Raw genomic sequence first — 18485 nt, forward strand, 5'->3', positions numbered from 1 at the left:
CTTTTTCCTATGTAAATTGAGTGCGGGGTGTTTTATTATCACTTTTCGCTATAATTTTCTCCTTCTGGATATCTCTTACATCACTGCTTCTTATGTACAAGTTTCATGATGAATTTCTTTTTTGTCATTAAATATTCTACATCTTTCGATCATCCTAGGTCTGATTACAAAACAAAAATAACTATCGCAATATGCGATTGTGTGTAAAATATAATATCAAATTCATAATCCTCTTTCCCTTCAGTTATGTAACGAAACGATATAATTCCATAACTTTTTATATCTCTTGATTCTGTCTCTCTAAAGGATGACGAATTTCAACCACTGCACTATAGATTCTTTTTTCTTGATAAATTTCTTCTATTCATCACTTATGTAATTACCCTCATCAGTGTATCGAATAAGCCTTTCTATTTCATTCAACTTTCTTCTATACTGAGTTAGAGAAAAAAAAATTGACAATAAACAGAGAAAACACTGTGTTTTAATATGGATGAATGTGCCTTTTATTACCATTTTTGATGGAAATGTTTTTAAAATTTAAATAACGAGTTAAAGTTTCTCAACACTTTCTCATATTGAATCAATGAAGATTATTTTCTTGTACATCATAAGCGGGATTCGTCCGCAAATAGAATAAAAGCTATTTAAGAAAAAACAAAAAGGCTTCTTATGAATACCATAAATAATAGGAATAGCATAACATTGAAAGCTGGTAAATAGAACGATGAAGCCAGCTTATCTACCATACGGATAAGCATTATCATGGCATAAGATTAGAGTGTAGCAAATTTTATAAATGAATTATCACGAAAAAGTATCCTGTTAGCCCTTCATATATCAATCTACTCTATAAATGTTGCTCATATTTTTACGCTTAAATGTTTTATTTATCGTATTATTTTGTTCATTCAAAACTTCTTTTCAAGCCACACAATAATCCCTTTACTGAACAGCTCTTTGTTCATAATATGCATACATGCACTTTTACTTTGAGAAACAAACTCAGAAAAGAGATGCAATACTTTAGCCCTAATTTCCTGTACAACAACTGCTAAGGCTCCAGTATACTTTACTGTTTTATCACGCCTACAGCTACATAAAAATCTCATGTTTATTTATATCTACCCCCTCATAAACAAGATAAGCACTAAGAAATACAAACCTTTTGTTTTCCTTATTTTGATATTTTTGTAGCAATTTTTTCATCGTTTAGATCTCTTTAACGAGCAATGTGTCATACTTTTTATCAGTTTCCAGTCTTATCTTTCAGATTTTAAATTTCCAATATATGACGAAATAAAGGAGTTCGGTGTGCAAAATTCTCGTTGGTTTCGCGTTTCAATACTCATATCATGTATCTTAATAGCAATAGTCATTGTATTGGGTTCACCTCATTTGTTGCATGCACAAACATTTAATCAAAATTTAGGGCCCAGTGGTTTACCACTTCCGCGATTTGCTTCGATTAAACCCACCAGCGTTAATGTACGCGTCGGACCAGGAAGCAACTATTCTATCATTTTCACCTACAAAAAGAAGGGCTTACCTATTGAAATCATTCAAGAATATGATCAATGGCGCAAAATTCGTGATGCAGAAGGCGATGAGGGATGGGTGTATCAATCGCTTTTATCGGGAAAGCGAACTGCTATAACTATTCCATGGCAAAAAGATAAAACAAAAAGGCTGATGCTACGAAAAAAACCCACCGACAACGCAGAACTTGTGGCGGAAGTAGAACCTAACGTCATTGGTAATATCCTCCAATGTGATGGACAATGGTGCGAACTAAACATTAATAATACACGTGGATGGCTTCAGCAACCCCAGTTATGGGGAATCTATCCTGATGAAAAAGTAAAAGGTTGGTGAATACTCAAACTCAACAAGTTTAATTTTTATTCCTCATTGAATATCCTCACTGCCTATCACAAGATTGATTTTTTGGTTTCAATCGCACGATTAAATCAACATGTGAAATTTCCATACCTTCTGGTGGCTTAGGCAAATTTCTAATAATGGGAGCTTCTTCCAAATTATAAGGAATATCAAGAATACGATTTTCGCCTTCTATATAAAAATGGTAGTGATCAGAGGTATTGGTATCAAACCAAGTTTTTGAGCCTTCTACGGCAATAATCCGTAATAATCCCGCTTCCGTAAATTGATGAAGCGTATTATAAACCGTTGCTAAAGATACAGGTACACCTGCCCTCACCGCTTCCTCATAGAGCTCTTCAGCAGTAATATGACGATTTCCTTGAGAAAAAATCATATGTGCAAGTTCCAACCGCTGACGTGTTGGACGCAGACCATTTTGACGCAAACGTTTTTCTAACATAGAAATGGAATAATATTGCACAATTTTTCCACACTCTTTTGTGAACTGCTGCTCTTCATTCATATCTAAATTGTCTGCACTCACTGACATATTACAAACCCAAATATATTCCTGCTAAATAAGATCAAAATACAAAAAAATGGGAATAGTATGGTGTAATCTTGTATTCCATTTTTAAATAATTACCTATGTAGAATACATAAAAAAAGGCTTTTGTCATTAAAAATGATATAAAATCATTTCCCTCTCTTTAAAATTTGCTCTAAAAGTAGGTTGGGAAAAGCGCAGAAATAAAGATATATGCAAATAAATGGAGTAACAATGGCTGAACAAAAGTCTCGCTACACTTATGAAGAGCTTCTAAGCTGCGCTCGCGGCGAAATGTTTGGTAGAGGTAATGCGCAATTGCCAGCACCGCCAATGTTAATGATTCATCGAATCACTCAAATTAGTGAAACTGATGGTAAATACGATAAAGGAATGGTTCGCGCTGAATTTGACATTACACCAGACATGTGGTTCTTTAATTGTCACTTTATAGGCGATCCCGTCATGCCAGGATGTCTCGGACTGGATGGTATGTGGCAATTAACAGGTTTTTTTCTTGGTTGGCTAGGCGAACCAGGCAAAGGAAGAGCAATATCAACAGGTGAAGTAAAGTTATCAGGGATGGTAACTCCACAAACCAAAATTCTTGAATATGAAATAGATTTTAAGCGTATTCGACGTGGAAATTTAGTCTTAGGAATAGCTGATGGGTGGCTAAAAGCAGATGGAGAGACTATTTATAAGGCGAACGATTTACGCGTTGCTTTATTCAAAGAAGATTGAACGTTATTTCCGTCAGAAAGAACTTTTCACTATTCTGTATGGAACGAGGAGGTATGAATGCGTCGAGTTGTTGTAACCGGAATGGGAATTGTCTCCGCAATTGGAAATAACCCTGGAGCTGTTTTAACCAGTTTACGTGAAGCAAAATCCGGAATTTCTTACGCACCTCAATATGCTGAATTAGGCTTTCGTAGCAGAGTTTATGGCAAGCCCGATATTAATATAGAAGAACTCGTAGATCGACGTGCTCTACGTTTTCATGGGCGTGGAACAGCATGGAATCACATCGCCATGGATCAAGCAATTGCTGATGCGGGTCTAGAACCGCATGAAGTGTCGAACGAACACACGGGTATTATTATGGGTTCTGGAGGTGCTTCAACACATTCAATCGTAGAAGCTGCTGACATTACACGCCAAAAAGGTCCAAAACGTGTTGGACCTTTTGTTGTCCCTAAAGCGATGAGTTCTACAGCATCTGCAACATTAGCAACTTTCTTTAAAATAAAGGGGATCAATTATTCAATCTCTTCAGCTTGTGCTACCTCCAATCATTGTATTGGTAATGCTTACGAAATGATTCAATATGGTAAACAGAAGCGCATCTTTGCCGGTGGCTGCGAAGATTTGGATTGGACACTATCTGTTTTATTCGATGCCATGGGCGCTATGTCCAGCAGATATAATGACACCCCTCACAAAGCTTCACGTGCTTATGATGTTAATCGTGATGGTTTTGTCATTGCTGGAGGGGCTGGCGTTTTAGTCCTTGAAGATTTAGAACTTGCTAAAGCACGTGGTGCAAAAATCTACGGAGAAATCGTTGGATACGGTGCGACATCCGATGGACATGATATGGTTGCCCCATCAGGAGAGGGAGCAGAACGATGCATGCGCATGGCTCTTGCAACAGTCAATAATAAAATTGATTATATCAATCCCCATGCGACAGCAACTCCTGTTGGTGATCCTCCTGAGATAGAAGCTATCCGTCGTATCTTTGGAGCAGGTGATCAATGCCCCCCCATTTCCGCTACCAAGTCTCTAACAGGACATTCCTTGGGAGCAGCAGGTGTTCACGAAGCAATTTATACATTGTTAATGATGAATCATAATTTTATTTGTGAAAGTGCCCATATTGAAGAACTTGATCCAGCTTTTGCTGATATGCCAATCGTTCGTGAACGACGTGATCATCAACAACTGAATACCGTATTGTCGAATACTTTTGGCTTTGGCGGTACCAATGCAACGCTTGTTTTCCAACGTTATGTATAAACAAAAGCTCTTAGTAATTGAAAAAAGTACGGTCTTACGGAGAATAATATGAAAGGTTTGATGGAGGGCAAACGCGGCCTTATTATGGGAATTGCGAATGACCATTCAATTGCTTGGGGCATTGCCTGTCAGCTCGCACAAGCAGGAGCGGAATTAGCGTTGACTTATCAAGGAAATGCTTTTGGAAAACGTGTTCATCCCCTAGCAGATAAACTTGGCTGCAAATTAGTGCTAGAGTGTGACGTTGAAAAAAGTGAAAATATTGATTACGTCTTTGAGCAACTTGAAAAAGAATGGAAAACAATTGATTTTATTGTCCATGCCATTGGTTTTTCAGATAAAACTCAGCTAAAAGGGCGTTACGTTGATGTTACAACACGTGAAAACTTTCAACGCACGATGGTTATTTCAGCTTATTCCTTTACTGAAATTGCCCAGCGCGCCGGTAAGCTTATGCCCAATGGAGGAACACTTTTAACTCTTACCTATGGTGCTTCACAGCAAGTTGTGCCTAATTATAACATCATGGGTGTTGCTAAAGCAGCTTTAGAAGCTATGGTACGTTATTTAGCTGCGGACTTTGGTCCTCAAAATATCCGTGTCAATGCGATTTCCGCTGGTCCTGTTAGAACTTTAGCAGGTAATGGTATTGCAGCTGCACGTGCAATATTTTCACATCAACGGCGTAATGCCCCATTACGGCGTACCGTAAATATTCATGAAATTGGAAAATCTGCTCTTTATCTACTCTCTGACTTATCATCAGGTGTTACAGGTGAAATTCATTATGTTGATTCAGGATATAACATCATGTCTATGCCAATACTTGAAGAACTGAAAAAAAGTGACGATTCCCAAGAAGGATAAATTTTATTTCATTGCACTAAAAAATAAAATCAATCATGTGCATAGTGCTTTAATCGGGTATTGAGTACTTTCTCAGCTATATAATAGTGTATTGACTTATAATAATATGACGTAAGGAATATGTGCAAATATTTGTAAGAATAAGTCAATACAAAACCAGATGTACGATGCCCTGTTTCGCAAAATATTTTATAAAAATCCGGAATATTTCTTCAATCCATGGTTGATAAATTTTGTATTTTATGACGTTATTTACCTTACTAAAGCATACGCTTTTGTCGTTGCTTATAAATCAATCCCCAGCCCTCATGCCATCGTAGTTTGAAAAAGAGATTAGAGAATTATTAAAATCCTTAGTTTCAGCTTTTGTGTAGCAAATTGAAAAAAATATTCCTACCGTTTGATTTATTCTTGAAACGCAAATACAATCTAATTTAGGATGAATATGAAGGCGTAAAAAAATCAATCATTAATCTTACTATATTCTTTAATGAAAGCATTTCTTCTAATGTATCAGGTAAAATAGAACGCCCAAAAATACTATAGCGGTTGCTCTTTCATGCATTTTTTAAAGATATCGCTCAATGCACGCCATTCCATTTCACAATGGTACCTGTAAAACGTATAAAAATCCCTGTGAAGTACATAAAATCCTTTTTTCACCACCATTTTAATGTTTATACAGATGACAAACCGACACCGTCATTTTACTTGCCATGTTCTAATATTGAAACAACACTTGAGATGATTCATTAGAAGTATCTTTAATAATTTTTATCCACATATTAATCTACTTGTGACAAGTAAACGCATATTTTTAATTAATTCAATACAAAAATAAATTATTCATATAAACCAATTTATTATCTTTATAATCAGATTATTCTTTCAGTTTAAATGACAGCCACAAACAAGCACAATAACATTTTTTTCAATCTTAGACTTTCAAAGTTATAATTCCAAAAATCATTTCTTGCATATAAAAAACAGAATTGATATGTGAGAAAATAAAAGGCTTAAATATCTCTACTGAACAGCTTCAAGTACCTAGAGCTGTCTCAACATTGGGGGGTGTAATGATGATCGGCTTCCTCCTTCATAAACGTAAAAATGGGGATGTGCACAATGGCTTTATCGTTACACTATTTACGGTCACCGTCGCGAATTAGACTTGGGAGTTTTAAGAGAGATCTCTTTAAAACAAGCGCGTGAATATATAACAGCAATCGTGTTTTTTTGGGCGTTCTATTTTACCTGACACATCAGGGAAATGCTTTCATTAAAAAATGAGAAAAATAAAGGTGTGAGATAATCTCCATTATTTAAAAGATATTGCTTTAGATAGCGTAAAACTGAATTTAAAAATGATTGTAGAAATGGGAACTAGTTTTCATCTTTAAAATTTCATCTTCTTCCCAAAACAGATTGTCTTCTTGTTTTAAAGAATTACAAAAACAGAGATACACAATATCCCTGCCCCGATATTCTTAGCTTATACGTTATATAAATAAGATGCTTCTACCTAATGAGTCTTGTATTATTCTGTTTGCAAATATCATTGTGAGATGAATTTAAGAGACAATAAAAATATCTTGTTCATTACATTACACAAACATGTGTAAGTGGAAACGGATAATTTATCTTCAAAGAGATAGCTCTTAGACAAAAGCAAAAACTTTTATATTTCAGCCATGTTTCATAAAGAATCGAATGATATGAATCTATAATTTGCTGGAATATGACTGCCTTATACAACCATCAATACAATCTATTTTATATGTCTATCATAGCATGTTTCTATTTTTTATGATTTGAATTATTAAAAAACAGGATATTATTGTATTTCGTCCTTGAGGGCGCGGCTTAATAATGTGTTTGCTGCTTCAGTTATGTTTTTACCACAATAGAGAATTTGATAAATTTGTTCTACAATGGGCATTTCTACCCCAATACGCTGCGCCAACGTATGTACTTCCTTGGTATTCAAGTATCCTTCCACAACCTGACCAATTTGTTTTTCCGCTTCTTTTATATCTATTCCTTTACCAAGAAGTATTCCAAAACGACGATTACGTGACTGATTATCAGTACATGTCAAAACCAGATCACCTAAGCCTGTCATTCCCATAAATGTGGAAAGCTCAGCACCCATAGCCCCCCCTAAACGACTGATTTCAGCTAGTCCTCGTGTGATAAGAGCTATTCGTGCATTTGCCCCAAAACCTATGCCATCTGATATTCCTGCACCAATAGCAATAACATTTTTGACTGCTCCCCCTAATTGAACACCAATCATATCTGAACTTTTATAAACTCTAAAACTTTTGTCACAATGAAAAAGTTGCTGCAATTCTTTACCAAACTCAACATCAGAAGCTGCTATCGTCATTGCAGTAGGCCAACCAATAGCTAGTTCTTGAGCAAAAGTTGGTCCAGAAAAAACAGCTAAAGGAATTTTTTCACCTAAAATCTCACGAGCAACCTCTTGTAAGAAACGTCCGGTACCATGTTCTAAACCTTTTGTCGCCCAAATAACGCGTGAATGCTGATCTAAATAAGGCTGAATATTATACAAAACTTGATGAAATACATGGCTTGGAACAGCGATTAATATATTGTGACTTGCTGTTATAGCAGTTTCAAGCGAAGCTTCAAGTAATAAATTGTCAGGAAATCGAATATCGGGTAAATATACTTGATTACAACGTTGTTCCTGTAATTCTTTGATATGTTGAGGACTATATCCCCAAAGTAAAACATTATGACCATTACGGGCAAGAGCTATCGCTAATGCAGTACCAAAAGAACCAGCACCTATAACTGTCATTGCAACGGTTTTCATTAAATTTTCTGATTATTCTCTAAATTTTTGATTTCAATTACATATTATTATTACAAATAATTTTAATGCTATCTTTAATATAAATTCTTTAAATCTAAAAATATTACTGCTTCGTAGCTTTTTTATCTCACACAATATAAAAACTTGTTTCGCACATTCTCTTTCTTTGTAGTAAATTTTACAAACATAACTTTTTGTATATTCTACAAATAGCTATTTGTCTCAAAAATTAAAGATTGACTAAATACCCCACGGACTTTCTCTTTTAAATTAAAAGTATATTCAAAATAATGATACTCATTCCACTGATATCTTGTACTTATCTCCTGCTTTATATCCTACGAATTTCTTCTACGAAGCTGATACATGCCGCATCAGAGCTCCGTAGATATTTCTAACAACTACTCCACAGGAAACTGCGTATTTGGATCTTGCTCCATGGGCATTTCTGAACCAGGTGCTTGATCTACAGGAATTTGCGTACCTAGACCCTGCCCCATGGGCATTTCTGAACCAGGTGCTTGATCTACAGGAGTTTGCGTACCTAGACCCTGCCCCATGGGCATTTCTGAACCAGGTGCTTGATCTACAGGAGTTTGCGTACCTAGACCCTGCCCCATGGGCATTTCTGAACCAGGTGCTTGATCTACAGGAGTTTGCGTATCTAGACCCTGCCCCATGGGCATTTCTGAACCAGGTGCTTGATCTACAGGAGTTTGCGTACCTAGACCCTGCCCCATGGGCATTTCTGAACCAGGTGCTTGATCTACAGGAGTTTGCGTACCTAGACCCTGCCCCATAGGCATTTCTGAACTAGGTGCCTGTTCTACAAGAGTTTGCGTACTTGCACCTTGCTCCATCGAAACCTCTGAGCCCTGTATCTTTTCTGGCTGTTTTCTTACGGATATATCTTTGGTTGATAACTGCTCAGACACTGAAGAATCATCTCTACTTGATATTTCCGGTTCAATAACACGTCCTGAACCACCCATCATATTATAATTCAAATGAGAAATAGCCCACCAAGTTCCCCCAATAATAACAAAAACGCAAATAGCAGCAAACCACAACGCGCTTAAATTCCACTTGGCGTCTGGACCAGAATTCAAGTGCAAAAAGAAAACAATTTGTACTATAATCTGAATAATCGCCATCCCAATAAGATACGCAACCTTTGTACTAACTGCCCAACTTTCCATCATTCCATACATCACAGGAATAAAAGAACCCAAAGTGAAAAATACAGCCAGAATAAAACCAACCAAATAGGAACCAGTACTGGGACCATGTGTTTCATTTTGCACGCTCATCACAACGCTCCTAATAGATAAACCATGGTGAAAACACCAATCCATACAATATCAAGTAAATGCCAAAAAATGGAAAGGCATGCTAAACGTGTCTTATTGTTCTGATCCAAGCCATTACGACGAAGATGAAAAAACATCACAACCATCCAAAGAAGGCCAACACTTACGTGAAGTCCATGGGTGCCAACCAAAGCAAAAAATGCTGACCAATAAGCAGAGAGAATTTCCCGTCCAAAAAGCTGTAAACCTGTTGCAGGATCAATACCCGCATAAGCATTTGGATCGAAATAAAAAACCTCACTCAAAAGTTCATGAAATTCGTAAAGTTCCATACCAATGAAGCAACACCCCAATACAAAGGTAATAGCCATCCATAAACGCACACCACTGATGTTATTTTTATGTGCTTGTACCATTGCAAAGCCATAAGTGACGGATGAAAACAACAAGAAAGCAGTCTCAACCAAAACAAACTTTAAATCTATAAACTCACTGCCCGCTTTACCACCACCATAAGAAGCAGAAAATACAGCAAAACTTGAAAACAGTGTCGAAAACAGGATTAAGTCTGAAAGAATATAGACCCAAAAACCAAACGTCATTACCGAGCTACTATCGTGGTGAAGTTCATCTATAGTGCTCGCGTTATTCATTGTTACAGCACTCATACTATTACTCCTCGTTCTTTAAGAACAGCCGTAAAGGCATCTTCAGTTTTTTGCACTTCTTCAGCTGGAATATAGTAACCATGATGATCACCTGTTAATGAATGACACACAAGCGTTGCGATAAAACCAACCAGTCCAACCGCAACAAGCCACCAAATATGCCAAACAAGCGCAAAACCAACAACTAATGAGAAGAAGCCAGCAATAATTCCAGCCGATGTATTCGAAGGCATATGAATTTTTGTAAATCCACTTGTCGGCCGTTGATAACCACTTTTCTTCATATTCCAATAAGCATCATCAGACTGTATCTTTGGAAGGAGGGCAAAATTATAGGAAGGAGGCGGTGAAGAGGTAAACCATTCAAGTGTACGTGCATCACCCCAAGAATCATTTAATGTTACCGGTAAGTGCCCTTTATGCTTAATACCGTACCAAATCGCCAAAACAACCTGTAGCACGAAACAAAGGATACCAAGTAAGATAATACAAGCACCCAATGCAGCAATAATAAACATCGGCTGCCAACTAGGTTCCATGTAATGCTGAAGACGACGCGTCGCCCCCATTAAACCAAGCGCATAAACGGGAAAAAAGGCAAGGTAAAAACCAATAAACCAACACCAAAAAGATGTAATACCTAGTATGCGATTTGGTTTATAACCAAAAACTTTTGGAAACCAAAATGCAATCCCCGCTAAGTACGCAAAAACCACACCTCCAATAATTGTATGATGGAAATGTGCTATCAAAAAGAGCGAATTATGAAACTGCCAATCAGCAGGAACAATAGATAATAAAACACCTGTTAATCCACCACCAACAAATGTAAAGATCATACCCATGCACCAAAGCATAGGAGGCTCAAAGCGAATCCGACCTCTATACATCGTAAGCAGCCAATTAAAAACTTTTACACCGGTTGGAACTGCAATAATCATCGTAGCAATACTAAAAAAGGTATTTACAGCTTCACCCCCACCCATTGTGAAGAAATGATGTCCCCAAACAAGAAGCGAAAGAATCAAAATAACCAACATGGCCCATATCATTGAAGTATAACCAAAGAGGCGTTTTGAAGAAAAAGTTGATACAACTTCAGAAACAATTCCAAAAGCAGGAACAACCAAAACATAAACCTCAGGATGACCAAAAACCCAAACATAGTTAATCCATACCATCGGATTTCCGCCACCAACATTGGTAAAGAAATTCATGTTCAAATAACGATCACATGCCAAGAGTGCAAATGCTACAGCCAAAACAGGATAAATGACTACAATAAGAACATTGCTGACAAAAGCACTCCAACAAAAAATAGGCATTCTCATCATTGTCATTCCAGGAGCACGCATTTTAATCATCGTTGCAATGAAATTCACTGATCCCATTGTTGTTGCAATACCAGAAAGCTGAAGTGACCATAAATAATAATCTACCCCTGTATCTGGACTCGTTTGCAATTCTGTAAAAGGTGGATACATCAACCAACCACCACGACCAAAATTCCCAACACCTAGGGATATGTTAATCAATATCGCCCCTGCAGCCGTAATCCAAAAACCTAGATTATTTGCAAAGGGAAAAGCAACATCACGCGCACCAATTTGAAGTGGTATAAGATAATTAAAAAGACCAAATAAAATAGGCGTGGCCATGAAAAAAATCATGATCGTACCATGCGCCGAAAAAATTTGATCAAAATGCTCAGGGGGCAAATAACCTGCTGTTTCACTCCCAAGAGCTAAAGCTTGATGCGTTCGCATCATAAGTGCGTCCGCAAAACCGCGAACAAGCATAATAATTCCAAGAACGATGTACATAATACCTATGCGTTTATGGTCAACCGTTGTAATCCAATTTCGCCATAGAATCCCCCACCACCCAAGTACTGTTAGAGCAATAACAGCAATTAAACCAACCAAAACAATCGCAATACATGTATACAAAACGATCGGTTCATGTGCAAGCGCATGAAAAGCACCTGCCGTAGGATCTGTAAGTCTTCCAAACATTTCTCAACCCATTTCAAATGAAATTCAAGTTTAAAAGAAACCTTTGTTAAAAGGGCTCTTTACTTTATTGACTCTGTTAAATAACATCAGGATCAAATACTGAACATAGTGCACCCCATAGCGTCTGAACAGCAGCACGTTTCATTAAATCTTCATTACATACCGTCTTTTCATCGACACATCGATTAACAACACGATAGTAAAGCCGCTTCTCAACAGGTGCAAAATAACGAACTTCAGCATCTTTTTCCTTCGCAGCAATATCACCCATACGAGGCGCAATAGAAAGTTGACGATAAGATGAACGATCAAGTACTCGACCATTAGCCCGAGCTTTTACAATCCAATCCTCAAAATCCTGCAAAGACACAGAATGCCACTTAAACCGCATACCCGAAAAACCATCACCACTATAATTTGCTGAGGCTCCTTTGAATACTCCTTGCTCTTCAGCGACCAAATGCAACTTAGCATTCATCTGCGGCATAGCGTAAAGAACAGTACCCAATTTGGGAACCCAAAAAGCATTGACAGAATTCTCTGACGTCAATTGCAATAAAACTTGACGTCCTTCAGGCGCATAAATCTCATTAATCGATGCAACACCGTATTCAGGATAAATAAAAAGCCATTTCCAATCAAGAGCAACAGCATCAATCTGTAATGGCTTTCCTTCACCTACAACTTCCACTGGAAGAGGATTTGTAGGTTCAAGCTTATAGGTATAATAAGCTGTTAATGAACCTAAAACCATTACAATTACAACTGGAATACCCCACATCAATGCTTCAATTTTATTTGAATGTGCCCAATCAGGAGAATAGTCCGCTTTCATATTCGATGCACGATATTTTATAGCTAAAAATACCACACTCACCATAACTGGGATAACAATACAAAGCATCACCACCACACAAACAACGATCAAAATGAGCTGTTGACGTGCAACATAACCTGATGGCTGCATAACATCAATTTTACAACCAGACAAAAGCAGTGCTCCCCCTAAAATCACAAGCATTTCTAATTGTCTAACAAAGCTTTTCATCTCTATTTACCCCCGTCATACGCACTAAAAACTGTCATAAATATATACCTCACATTGTACAGATTTGAAAATAATTATCAAGAGAATTAAATGCCTATATTACTCTTATTAAACGCTTACTCTTTACCTATCACAATTTAATTGTTTTGCTTAATTGTTTTGCAATATACTCAAGTGCAAACCGATATCCATCACCTCCACACCCAGTTATGATAGCGTCTACACCTGCAGATGTATAAGAATGGTGACGAAAAGCTTCACGCTGATAAATATGAGATAAATGAACTTCTACTTTCGGCCCTGAAAACATTTTTAGGGCATCAAGAAGTGCAACAGATGTATGACTGTAAGCCGCTGGGTTAATGATCAATCCAGAACTTGCCTCTATTGCTTCTTGTATCCATGCTACTAATTGCCCTTCACAATTACTTTGATAAAAATTTATTATGATATCATTTTTTTTTGCCCATTCTCTGCATCTTTTTTCAATATCTTCTAGAGTTTCAGTTCCATAAATTTCTGGCTCACGTTGACCTAGAAAATTTAAATTAGGACCATTTAAAATCGTTATTATCTCTGACATAGCAAGCCTTTTCTTTCAGATCTATCACTTATTAAAAAAATATTTAGCATGTTTTTACGGCAATAAAGCGCCATCCTTAATCTCAAAGAATTCTGCGCGTCCTTTTAAGTCATCAAATAAAAGACGATCTGTTCCTGTCATAAATGTTTGTACAGCTAAATCATCAAGAATATCAAATAGAGCAGCACGTCGATGCGAATCAAGATGGGCAGCCATTTCATCAAGAAGAAGAATGGGAGATCTTTCCGACATCATACCTGTTAGACGTGCATGACACAAAACTAAACCTGTTAGCAGCGCTTTTTGTTCACCTGTTGAACAAGATGTTGCTGCTCTATTTTTATCAGCATAAAAAACCTGCAAATCTGCACGATGTGGTCCTTCTAACGTCCGACCAGCAGCACGATCCATTGCGCGATTATGCCGCAATCGATCACAAAATTGTTCTTCAACTTCAGTTGCTGATATTTCACTAAGAGCTGTTTCTAAAAAACCATCAATTTGCAAAAAAGCTCGTGGAAAAGGTATCTGTGAGGGCATTTGTGTAAACATGTCATTTAAAAGACGAATAACATCAACACGCGCCGCAGAAATAGCTGTCGCCAATTCTGCCATTTGCTTTTCTAAAGCATCAAACCAAGCACAATCTTCATTTCCATCTAAAAACAAACGATTACGTGCGCGCATAGCTCTATCATAATCGGCTATGCGGCGCCTATGCAAGGGATCAATCGCCAAAACCATACGGTCCAAAAAACTACGGCGCTCAAGTGAAGGACCTGTAAAAAGACCATCCATAGACGGTGTTAGGACACTAATATGACAATAATCTGTTAGGCAATCACTCGACTCATTCACACCATTAATATGGACCTTTCGACTGTTATCGCTAACCTCAAAAGCTGTACCAATCTTTACTTCACCATAAAGAGCGCATTCAAGACGCGCAAATACAACAAATCCTCCACCACCACCATCTACAAAGCTAACGTCAGAATAAACAGCACGCCGCAAACCACGACCAGGAGAAAGAAAAGATAACGCCTCTAAAAGGTTCGTCTTACCAGCACCATTATGGCCAGTAAAAACCACATGCTGACCAGAAAAATGAATATTGAAAAAAGAATAATTGCGATAACGTAAAAGCTTCAGCTGCCTCACTGCCACTTTGTGCACATGACTGGCCATGCATTGCAAAACAACTGCCCCTAAACGCGAATAGGCATCAGTACATAGAGCACATTCGCATCATCATTATCACGAATCAGAGCTGGTGCTCCAGCCTCAGCCAACATAAAAACCATCTCATCACTTGAAAGCTGCCCAGCAATATCCAAAAGATAACGTGAATTAAATCCTATCTCAAGCGGTTCAGATGCATAAGTTACTGATAATTGATCTTCTGCACTGCCCGAATCTGGGCTATTAACAACAAGCCTTAACTGTCCATGCTCAATCGTTAATTTAACTGCACGCCCCCGATCACTTGAAATCGTTGAAACACGATCAACTGCAGAAGAAAAGTCCTGCCTATTAACAATTAATTCTTTATCATTTCCAAGAGGGATAACACGTTGATAATCTGGAAATGTTCCATCAATTAATTTTGATGTAAAAATCACAGAGCCTATAGAAAAACGAATTTTTGTCTCCGAAAGCTCTATACATACATCGCTATCATTTTCTTCTGAAAGAAGTTTTTGCAATTCTCCTACAGCTTTACGGGGAACAATAACACCAGGCATTCCCTCAACTCCCGAAGGAGCTTCCATCTCAACTTGTGCCAAACGATGACCATCAGTTGCAACCAAACGCAATTTCAAAACACCATCATTAATAATATGGAAATAAATACCATTAAGATAATAACGGGTTTCTTCAGTAGAAATAGCAAATTGTGTACAATCAAGTAAATGTTTTAAGCCTGATGCCGATAGAGAAAAACGATAACCAAATTGCCCAGGAAGCGACTCTGGAAAGTCTGCCTTCGGAAGACATTGAAGCTGAAAATGTGCACAACCCGAAACAACGGACATTGTACCTGCTTGATTCTCATCGAGGGATAATACAACTTCATTGCTATCAGGAAGTTTTCGAATGATATCATAGAGCAAATGTGCCGGAACAGTTGTTGCTCCAGCTTGTTTAACATTAACTGCAAAAGATTCCATAACCTCTAAATCAAGGTCTGTTGCTTTTAACTGTACACGGACATTTTCTGCATCAATCAACACATTCGATAAAATAGGAACAGTATTACGGCGCTCTACCACACGGTGAACCCGACCAAGAGACTTGAGAAATTGACTGCGATCAACTGTAATACGCATAAAAGCCCCGTATGATTTACTAAAAACTATAAGAATTCCTTAGAATTAAAGAATAGATCCCTTTAGAGAATCGCCTGCTAGAGTTTATTAAACCTCTCTTAAAATGGCAAGTCACTCCTGCATAAGAAAAAATAAATCTTTTCATTAAATTCTTTAAAGTCTCTCCAAAGAAAGAAACGATAAACACTATACAGCCTGTTCTCCAATCAACCGCTTAAGCAACTCAAGTTCCTTAGCCAAGGTCTGATCACCACAAACCAAATCTTCAATTTTACGCACAGCGTGTAAAACTGTTGTATGATCACGCCCACCAAAACGGCGCCCAATTTCTGGCAATGAGCGAGGAGTTAATACTTTTGCTAAATACATTGCAACTTGCCGTGGCTTCACAACCGTACGTGTTCGACGATTAGATAACAAGTCCTGTTTAGAAACATTATAATGGCGTGCTACCGTACGCTGAATTTCTTCAATCCGAATACGCTTAGGTTCACCAGGACGTGTCAAGTGACCTAATAACTCATCAATCCGCTCTAAAGATAAATCAGACTCAAAAGATTGACGAAACAAGAGCTGATTAAATGCACCTTCAATATCACGCCCAGACCCTAAAACCGTTTTCGCAATATATTCCAAGATATCATCAGAAATTGATACCATGCCATCATCTTGTTGTGCCACCTTCAACCGCTGGCGCAACATTTGCAAACGCATTTCATAATCTGGTGCTTCAATTTCAAGAGCGACCCCTCCCTGAAGACGAGAGCGAACGCGAAGATCAAGCGATTCTAATTCTGCTGGTGGACGATCTGCAGCGACAACAACCTGTTTTGCACTATCAAGCAACATATTAAGCAAATGGCAAAACTCATGTTGTATCGACTTACCCTGCAAAAACTGCATATCATCAATAATCAAAAGGTCGATATCACGAAGCTGTTCTTTAAAAGAAAGAGCATCATTATCACGAATAGCTGTTGCAAAACGCCACATAAAATATTCAGCAGTTAAATAAATAACGCGCGCAGACGTTAAACGCTTCAATGCAGAAGCAGCAATCGCTTGAAGCAAATGTGTTTTTCCTAAGCCAACAGATGCGTGAATAAAAAGAGGATTAAAACGTAAGGCACTTTTATGCCCTTCTGCAATGGAACGCGCTGCTGCTAAAGCAACACGATTAGAAGCCCCCTCAACAAAACTTTCAAAAGTATAGCGAGAATCAAGTGGAGATCCAAAAACTCCCGTTTGAGAATTCTTAACTGAATGCTCTGCGCAACTTTCAACAAAAGATGAAGTCGCCTGCTCCTCTAGCACAACAGGAGGAACACTTCTTTTACAAACGACATCTCTTGAAACGCGTTCCATACCACGAACAATAACTTCAACACGAAGAATTGCTGAATTCTCTTGTTTCCATAAATGTGTCAGAAGAGAACCATAGTGATTATTAATCCATGAACGTAAAAAAGCAGTAGGAACAGAAAGCTTTACAAGAGTATGACTATATTCAGCAAGCTTCACACGTCCAAACCAACTGGTATAAGCCTCAACACCAACCTGCACCTTTAATTGTGCCATAACACGTATAAAAGCCGCCGCACTTTCCTCCTCTGAAACAATAGAATGCCCTATAGAAGCATTTCTACAAACGTTCTCATCACTTTCCGTCATCCTATTCTTTATTATGTTCTCTGCCGACAGGATATTTACCGAAACCCTTTTAAAGGAACTAGCTTTAGAGTTCAATTTATCCACCATCTTCCATCCTGATAAAAATAAAATTTTGTCCTGCCAAACAACTAAAATAAATCTAGCGAAGGCAAAACGCCCTACCCCAAATAAGATTACTCACCCTCCCCTAGGATAGCCTCATCACAACCCCACTAACAAAGATGACCAATAAGATTTACTTGCACTCATGATATGACCCACCCTTCTAAAATGGTAAACATATCCATTAAGAAAACTAAAAAACCGTCAGAAAACCTCTCCAACACAAAAGTTTCGAAAAGCCTAAATCAAAACATCTTGTATTCAACAAAATACAGAATAATGCGCTGATGTGACCCCTTCATGCTTCTTAGTCTTCATAAGAACCATACAAAACAGCAGAGGTAAAATGCAAGAGGTCAAAATAAAATCAAAAAACCCGAAAAAAATGCTTATATTAATGAGGACTGAAAAAAATATTGATTCAATTCATTTTTTTTCTCTAAATTTACCAATAATTAAAGAATCTCTTCAGATTTAAAAAAAAAAATAAAATACTTGACAAAAAAGACTCTGTACAAATCCACAAAGCTTGTGGATAACCATACCTCCCCCTATAAACTTTCTCTCCTTTTTCAAGTGGAGAATCATTATCGATT

At 37.6% G+C, this 18485-nt stretch carries 14 protein-coding genes; 4 read left to right on the forward strand and 10 right to left on the reverse strand.

Annotated features, from left to right (window positions below; genetic code table 11):
• Window positions 1–1314 precede the first annotated feature (1314 nt).
• Entirely contained in the window at window positions 1315–1875 is a 561-nt protein-coding gene (locus tag ACFINZ_RS02540; protein ID WP_375697327.1) for an SH3 domain-containing protein, read from the forward strand.
• Window positions 1876–1921: 46 nt separating this feature from the next.
• Here the strand turns inward: ACFINZ_RS02540 and irrA are convergent, their stop codons facing one another.
• Window positions 1922–2434: an iron response transcriptional regulator IrrA gene (gene irrA, locus ACFINZ_RS02545; protein WP_375610040.1), complete on the reverse strand. Its 513-nt coding sequence runs from the start codon at window positions 2432–2434 to the stop codon at window positions 1922–1924.
• Between the two features lie 231 nt (window positions 2435–2665).
• On the opposite strand from irrA, the gene fabA reads away from it, so the two are divergent.
• Genes fabA through fabI form a run of 3 tightly spaced genes read left to right on the forward strand, consistent with a single transcriptional unit; the run spans window position 2666 to window position 5320 of the window.
• Window positions 2666–3175: a 3-hydroxyacyl-[acyl-carrier-protein] dehydratase FabA gene (gene fabA / locus ACFINZ_RS02550; RefSeq protein WP_273722474.1), complete on the forward strand. Its 510-nt coding sequence runs from the start codon at window positions 2666–2668 to the stop codon at window positions 3173–3175.
• A gap of 57 nt (window positions 3176–3232) precedes the next feature.
• Window positions 3233–4453, forward strand: coding sequence for a beta-ketoacyl-ACP synthase I (gene fabB / locus ACFINZ_RS02555; protein WP_375633704.1), 1221 nt, complete (start codon window positions 3233–3235; stop codon window positions 4451–4453).
• 48 nt (window positions 4454–4501) lie between these two features.
• Window positions 4502–5320: an enoyl-ACP reductase FabI gene (gene fabI / locus ACFINZ_RS02560; RefSeq protein WP_375634021.1), complete on the forward strand. Its 819-nt coding sequence runs from the start codon at window positions 4502–4504 to the stop codon at window positions 5318–5320.
• 1834 nt (window positions 5321–7154) lie between these two features.
• On the opposite strand, the gene gpsA is transcribed toward fabI, so the two are convergent.
• The 9 genes from gpsA to dnaA all read right to left on the reverse strand — a co-directional run bounded on the left by gpsA (window position 7155) and on the right by dnaA (window position 17874).
• On the reverse strand, window positions 7155–8162 hold the full coding sequence (gene gpsA, locus ACFINZ_RS02565; RefSeq protein WP_375633702.1) for an NAD(P)H-dependent glycerol-3-phosphate dehydrogenase: 1008 nt from the start codon (window positions 8160–8162) through the stop codon (window positions 7155–7157).
• A gap of 401 nt (window positions 8163–8563) precedes the next feature.
• Window positions 8564–9472 (reverse strand): cytochrome o ubiquinol oxidase subunit IV, encoded by a 909-nt coding sequence (gene cyoD / locus ACFINZ_RS02570; protein WP_375634017.1) that lies wholly within the window; start codon window positions 9470–9472, stop codon window positions 8564–8566.
• Window positions 9472–10140 (reverse strand): cytochrome (ubi)quinol oxidase subunit III, encoded by a 669-nt coding sequence (locus ACFINZ_RS02575; RefSeq protein ID WP_375617543.1) that lies wholly within the window; start codon window positions 10138–10140, stop codon window positions 9472–9474. The genes cyoD and ACFINZ_RS02575 overlap by 1 nt, the downstream gene beginning before the upstream one ends.
• Window positions 10137–12155: a cytochrome o ubiquinol oxidase subunit I gene (cyoB, locus tag ACFINZ_RS02580; RefSeq protein WP_375617542.1), complete on the reverse strand. Its 2019-nt coding sequence runs from the start codon at window positions 12153–12155 to the stop codon at window positions 10137–10139. The genes ACFINZ_RS02575 and cyoB overlap by 4 nt, the downstream gene beginning before the upstream one ends.
• A gap of 76 nt (window positions 12156–12231) precedes the next feature.
• Window positions 12232–13203 carry a ubiquinol oxidase subunit II gene (gene cyoA, locus ACFINZ_RS02585; protein WP_375634015.1) on the reverse strand — a complete coding sequence of 324 codons (972 nt, stop codon included), beginning with the start codon at window positions 13201–13203 and terminating at the stop codon, window positions 12232–12234.
• 130 nt (window positions 13204–13333) lie between these two features.
• Window positions 13334–13786 (reverse strand): type II 3-dehydroquinate dehydratase, encoded by a 453-nt coding sequence (gene aroQ, locus ACFINZ_RS02590; protein ID WP_375632160.1) that lies wholly within the window; start codon window positions 13784–13786, stop codon window positions 13334–13336.
• 54 nt (window positions 13787–13840) lie between these two features.
• The gene (recF, locus tag ACFINZ_RS02595; protein WP_375611469.1) at window positions 13841–14974 is read right to left on the reverse strand and encodes a DNA replication/repair protein RecF; all 1134 of its coding nucleotides are present in this window, start codon (window positions 14972–14974) and stop codon (window positions 13841–13843) included.
• Between the two features lie 20 nt (window positions 14975–14994).
• Entirely contained in the window at window positions 14995–16116 is a 1122-nt protein-coding gene (gene dnaN / locus ACFINZ_RS02600) for a DNA polymerase III subunit beta (RefSeq protein ID WP_375633700.1), read from the reverse strand.
• 186 nt (window positions 16117–16302) lie between these two features.
• Window positions 16303–17874: a chromosomal replication initiator protein DnaA gene (dnaA, locus tag ACFINZ_RS02605; RefSeq protein ID WP_375611430.1), complete on the reverse strand. Its 1572-nt coding sequence runs from the start codon at window positions 17872–17874 to the stop codon at window positions 16303–16305.
• Window positions 17875–18485: the final 611 nt, after the last annotated feature.

The organism is Bartonella sp. AA81SXKL, from assembly GCF_042196945.1.
Taxonomy (GTDB): domain Bacteria; phylum Pseudomonadota; class Alphaproteobacteria; order Rhizobiales; family Rhizobiaceae; genus Bartonella.

Bases quoted from the DNA above. Each gene is read 5' to 3' on its own strand.
- irrA (WP_375610040.1), bottom strand. From the start codon at position 2,434: ATGTCAGTGAGTGCAGACAATTTAGATATGAATGAAGAGCAGCAGTTC.
- fabA (WP_273722474.1), top strand. From the start codon at position 2,666: ATGGCTGAACAAAAGTCTCGCTACACTTATGAAGAGCTTCTAAGCTGC.
- fabB (WP_375633704.1), top strand. From the start codon at position 3,233: ATGCGTCGAGTTGTTGTAACCGGAATGGGAATTGTCTCCGCAATTGGA.
- fabI (WP_375634021.1), top strand. From the start codon at position 4,502: ATGAAAGGTTTGATGGAGGGCAAACGCGGCCTTATTATGGGAATTGCG.
- gpsA (WP_375633702.1), bottom strand. From the start codon at position 8,162: ATGAAAACCGTTGCAATGACAGTTATAGGTGCTGGTTCTTTTGGTACT.
- cyoD (WP_375634017.1), bottom strand. From the start codon at position 9,472: ATGAGCGTGCAAAATGAAACACATGGTCCCAGTACTGGTTCCTATTTG.
- ACFINZ_RS02575 (WP_375617543.1), bottom strand. From the start codon at position 10,140: ATGAGTGCTGTAACAATGAATAACGCGAGCACTATAGATGAACTTCAC.
- cyoB (WP_375617542.1), bottom strand. From the start codon at position 12,155: ATGTTTGGAAGACTTACAGATCCTACGGCAGGTGCTTTTCATGCGCTT.
- cyoA (WP_375634015.1), bottom strand. From the start codon at position 13,203: ATGAAAAGCTTTGTTAGACAATTAGAAATGCTTGTGATTTTAGGGGGA.
- aroQ (WP_375632160.1), bottom strand. From the start codon at position 13,786: ATGTCAGAGATAATAACGATTTTAAATGGTCCTAATTTAAATTTTCTA.
- recF (WP_375611469.1), bottom strand. From the start codon at position 14,974: ATGGCCAGTCATGTGCACAAAGTGGCAGTGAGGCAGCTGAAGCTTTTA.
- dnaN (WP_375633700.1), bottom strand. From the start codon at position 16,116: ATGCGTATTACAGTTGATCGCAGTCAATTTCTCAAGTCTCTTGGTCGG.
- dnaA (WP_375611430.1), bottom strand. From the start codon at position 17,874: ATGGTGGATAAATTGAACTCTAAAGCTAGTTCCTTTAAAAGGGTTTCG.